This window comes from Janthinobacterium sp. AD80 (genome assembly GCF_002878455.1).
Classification (GTDB): Bacteria; Pseudomonadota; Gammaproteobacteria; order Burkholderiales; family Burkholderiaceae_D; genus Janthinobacterium.
Window position 1 is genome coordinate 1 of the sequence record NZ_NRDQ01000286.1, and the last position, 3884, is coordinate 3884.

4 protein-coding genes and 1 pseudogene are annotated in these 3884 nt (G+C 70.0%); all 5 read right to left on the bottom strand.

The features are described from left to right. Positions 1-276 precede the first annotated feature (276 nt). Complete coding sequence (locus JaAD80_RS28705) at positions 277-897, bottom strand: ABC transporter permease (RefSeq protein WP_258003245.1); 621 nt, start codon at positions 895-897, stop codon at positions 277-279. 159 nt (positions 898-1056) lie between these two features. Then, the gene (locus JaAD80_RS28710; protein WP_102299577.1) at positions 1057-1773 is read right to left on the bottom strand and encodes a type II secretion system protein; all 717 of its coding nucleotides are present in this window, start codon (positions 1771-1773) and stop codon (positions 1057-1059) included. Further along, positions 1770-2927: a hypothetical protein gene (locus JaAD80_RS31790; protein ID WP_258003246.1), complete on the bottom strand. Its 1158-nt coding sequence runs from the start codon at positions 2925-2927 to the stop codon at positions 1770-1772. Before JaAD80_RS31790 ends, JaAD80_RS28710 begins: the two co-directional genes overlap by 4 nt. After that, entirely contained in the window at positions 2924-3637 is a 714-nt protein-coding gene (locus tag JaAD80_RS28720; RefSeq protein ID WP_258003247.1) for a hypothetical protein, read from the bottom strand. Before JaAD80_RS28720 ends, JaAD80_RS31790 begins: the two co-directional genes overlap by 4 nt. Beyond that, positions 3634-3884, bottom strand: a pseudogene (locus tag JaAD80_RS28725) (hypothetical protein); the annotation flags it as partial. The gene JaAD80_RS28720 and the pseudogene JaAD80_RS28725, both read right to left, overlap by 4 nt.

Consider the following 3884-nt stretch of genomic DNA (forward strand, 5'->3'; position numbering starts at 1 on the left):
GGCCGTGTCCGGGTTCAAAATGCCCACCAGCGTTCAGCTTTTGAAGTCATGCCCTTGGCCACCATCTGCGTGCCGATCAGAATATCCACTTCGCCCCGGTGCACGGTGTCGACGCTTCCTGCGCGCTGCCCTTCTTGCGCGTCGAATCGGCATCGATGCGCAGAATCGGTTCGGCCTGCTGCAGCACGCGTCAGCCCAGCTGCAGCAGCAGCGTCGCGGCCAGCAGCCAGCGCAGGGCGCGGGGCACGCAGGCCCAGGGGCGCAAGGAGCTGGCCATCAGATATTCCGGCGATAAAAGTCGCACAGCGCGCAGGCGGCCAGCAGGCCCGCATAGATGACCGTCTGCGTGGCGATGCCGGCCAGGTCGGGCCAGCCGCCGCTGGCGTACAGCAGCCATTCCGTGCGCGTGAAGGTGTCGAGGCGGGGCAGCAGCAGGGCCAGCACGTCGATGCTGCCCGCCATCGCCTGCTGCGCCCAGGTATCGCCGGCCGGCGCGCCGTGCGCCAGCAGTTGCAGGCTGCCCACGCTGCGCGCCAAGAGATAAAAGCCGCTGACGGCGGCCAGTGCCGGCAGCGCCTGCTGCAAGCTGGCGGCGCACAGCAGGCTGAAGGCGGCGACGATCCACAATTCGCCCAGCAGGGAGGCGGCCCATAGCGCGCTCCGGGCGGGCGGGGCGAACAGCGCCATCAGCAGGCCGAACAGCACCGCCGGCACGGCCGCCAGCGCGCCGTAGCCCAGCAGTTTTCCCAGCAGGTAGGCGGCGCGCGGCATGGGCATGGCCAGCAGCCACTCGAGGCCCTTGTCGGCCGCTTCGCGCGCCATGCTGGTGACGATGAAGGTGGCCAGCAGGAAAACGCTGGCCAGGCGCAAGCCGGCCGCCAGCAGGGACGCCTGCACGGCGGCGCTTTCCGTCAGCGCCAGTTGCTGCAGGAAGCCGGCCAGGCCGCGCGGCGCCGGCGGCCAGCACGCACAGCCAGGGCAAGCGGCTGCGCAGCGCTTCGAGCAGCGTGTAGCGGGCGATGGTCAGCACGGGCTTGAGCAGGGTCGGCATCGGCATCAGCGGGGCAGCCTTTGCGCCTGCACCATGCGGTTGAACAGCACGTTGGGCGACAGCCAGACGACAATATCGTCGAATTCGCCGCCGGCTTGCTGCGGCCCGCTGGCGGCGCGGCTGATGTAGATGTTCAGGCTGGCCGCATTGTTGCGCTCGTCGACATTGTTGCCCGCCGCTCCGGCCTGGCGCTGGCCCTGGGTGCTGGTGGCGCCGAAGCCGTTCTTGCCGTGCGACAAAATCATGGCGGGAATGTCGTTCAGCGCCGTCGCCTGCACCAGCGGGCCGCCGTTGCGCGTGACGATGCTGATGTCGCGCGGGGTGCCCAGGCTGAACGGCTGCGCGCTGTCGCTGAAGGCGGGCGTGACGCTGTAGCGGAACAGATGGTCCCAGCTGTCGCCCTGGCGCAGGCCCAGCGTGGCCCAGGGCAGGAAGCCCACGCGTTTTTCGCCGTTGCAGCGGCCGCCGCGCCGGTCTTCCAGGCCATTCTGGCTGGAAATGGCGGGACAGGGCAGGTAGCCATTGCGCAGTGCAAAGCCCGTCAGCGCCTCGCTGGCCTCGTCGAGCGCTTTTTGCGTCTCGGCCACCTTGCGCTGTTCCAGCTGTACCGTCAGCGGCGTGACCAGGCCGCCGATCATCAGGCCGACGATGACCAGCACGATGGCGATTTCAATCAGGGAAAAGCCGTGCTGGCGCCGGCAAGGCAGGGGACGGGCGCTCATGGCAGGTTGCGCGCGGCGCGCATGCGTTGGTACAAGGTGGGCAAGGTAATCCAGGCAACCATATCGTTGAAGGCGCCGCCGGCCACCTGCCCGGTGGTATCGGCGGGACGGGAGATGACACTGCGGCTGGCGCTGTCGTTGGCGGCCGCGTCGAGCGCGCCGCGCAGCGTGGGCGCCTGCGCCACGCCGCTGGCGTAGGTGCCGAACGGCGCCTTGCCCTGCGAGAACAGCACCACGGGCAGGCACTGGATACTGACGTCGCACTGTTCCTGGCCGGCCATGTACACCAGTTCGCCGCGGCTGTCGCGCGTGCGCACGACGCGGTTGGCGACGGCGGAAAACGAGACGATGGGCGCGCGCGCCATTTCCGGCGTGACGCTGTAGCGCAGCACCTTGCCCCAGGCGTCGACACCGCTCACGCCCAGCGCCACCCACGGCAGGAAGCCGCTGCAATCGGCATCGCTCTGGCAGGCATCGGCACGCTCGCGGCCATCGATGGCCGAGGCGGCAGGGCGCGGCAGGCGGCCGTTGACCGTCGCAAAACCCAGCAAGGCGTCGCGCGCCTGCGCCAGGGTGGCCAGGGTGCGCTGCTGGCGCGCGTTCTCGGCCGTGTTGCGGCCAAAGGCGCTGATCAGCAAGCTGGCCGTGCCCAGGCCCAGCACGGCAACCAGCAGCAGCAGGGCCGCGCCGCGTTGCCGCCCTTGCCGCCGCGCCGGGCAAGCCAGTGGCTTCATGGCTGCCCCTCCGGCGCTTCGCTGACGCTGCCGGTGGCCGGGTCGTAGCGCTGGCCCGGCTTGAGCAGCACCACCTGGCCCGTCGACAGGCGCAGGGTCAGGGGTGCCCGTAGCGCCGCTGCGGTCATGGCCCAACTGGTTATACGGTTCCGTTTGCGGCGTCTGGTTCAGCCACACGGTGGAGCGTCCGCTGCTGCGCTGCACGACGCCATTCAGTTCCATGGGCGGGGCCGGTGGCGGCGGCAGCGGCGGTGGCGGGAGCGCCAGTGCGGGATCGGCCGGCGGCGGCCCGTAGCGCTGGGCATCGAGCTGGGCGCGCTGCTCGGGCGAGGCGAACAGGCGCCCCAGCTGCGGGCCTGGCGCCTGGGCCGCGGCCATGCCGCAGGCCAGCGGCAGCAGCAGGAGGATGGCGCGTCTCATGGATGCACCTGGACCGGCTGGCCGCTGCCCAAGGTCAGCCACAGCAGGCTGCAATCGGCGCTCAGGGTGGCCGACGTGGCGCCGCCGCCAGCGTCCGCGCCCGCGTTCGCACCCGTACCTGCTGCCCCACCGGCGATGCGCTTGAGCGCGCAATCGTGCACGGCAAAATAGCCGGCCTGGCGCAAGTCGTCGAACAGGTTCAGCAAGTCCATTTCGTGCAGCAAGTCCAGGTGCAGCTGCATCTTGCTGGCACGCAGCTGGTACTGGCCCGTGGCCATGGGCGTGGGGACTTGCAGCAGCTGCTGCGGGCTGATGTCGTAGCTGATGGGCAGAAGCTTGCGCCGCTCCTGGCTCTGGCGGATGGCGTCGATCCAGGCCAGGCGGTTTTCCTCGCCGATCAGGCCGCGCTGGCGCAGGGCCAGGAATTGCGGTTCGTAGATGCGGATTTCCTGCTTTTCCGCTTCCATATGGTTGAACAGGCTGGCGGCGGCCGCGCGCGCGTGGCGCGCCGTTTCCAGCTGCATTTCCTGGCGCTGGCGGTAGGCGGCGCTCAGGCTGAGCAAGAGCAGGCTGGCCAGCATGGTCAGCGTGAAGCACAGCAGGGCACGCCGGACCAGCTGCAGCTCGCCCATCCAGGCGGGCAGGGTGCGCGCGGGCGCCGCGGCTTTTTTCATGCCGGGCAGGGGCGGGTGCTTGACGGGGCCGCTCATGGCTGCCACACGAGCAAGAGGGTGAAGCGGGCCTGGCTGGCCGCTGCCGGCGCGGCGCTCTTGCCCGACAGGGACGCGCTGGGACGCAGGTCCAGCGGCGTTTCCTCGATGCTGACCTGCATGCCCGGCTGGCGCGCCAGGTTTTGCGCAAAGGCCGTGATGGCGCCCAGCGCGGCGCGGTAATCGTTGTTCAGGATGATCATCATCGTCATGCTGATCTCGGGCGCGCTGGCGGGCCTTGGCTCCG

Coding starts and splice junctions, on each gene's coding strand:
- JaAD80_RS31790 (WP_258003246.1), bottom strand. CDS start 2,927: ATGAGACGCGCCATCCTCCTGCTGCTGCCGCTGGCCTGCGGCATGGCC.
- JaAD80_RS28720 (WP_258003247.1), bottom strand. CDS start 3,637: ATGAGCGGCCCCGTCAAGCACCCGCCCCTGCCCGGCATGAAAAAAGCC.
- JaAD80_RS28710 (WP_102299577.1), bottom strand. CDS start 1,773: ATGAGCGCCCGTCCCCTGCCTTGCCGGCGCCAGCACGGCTTTTCCCTG.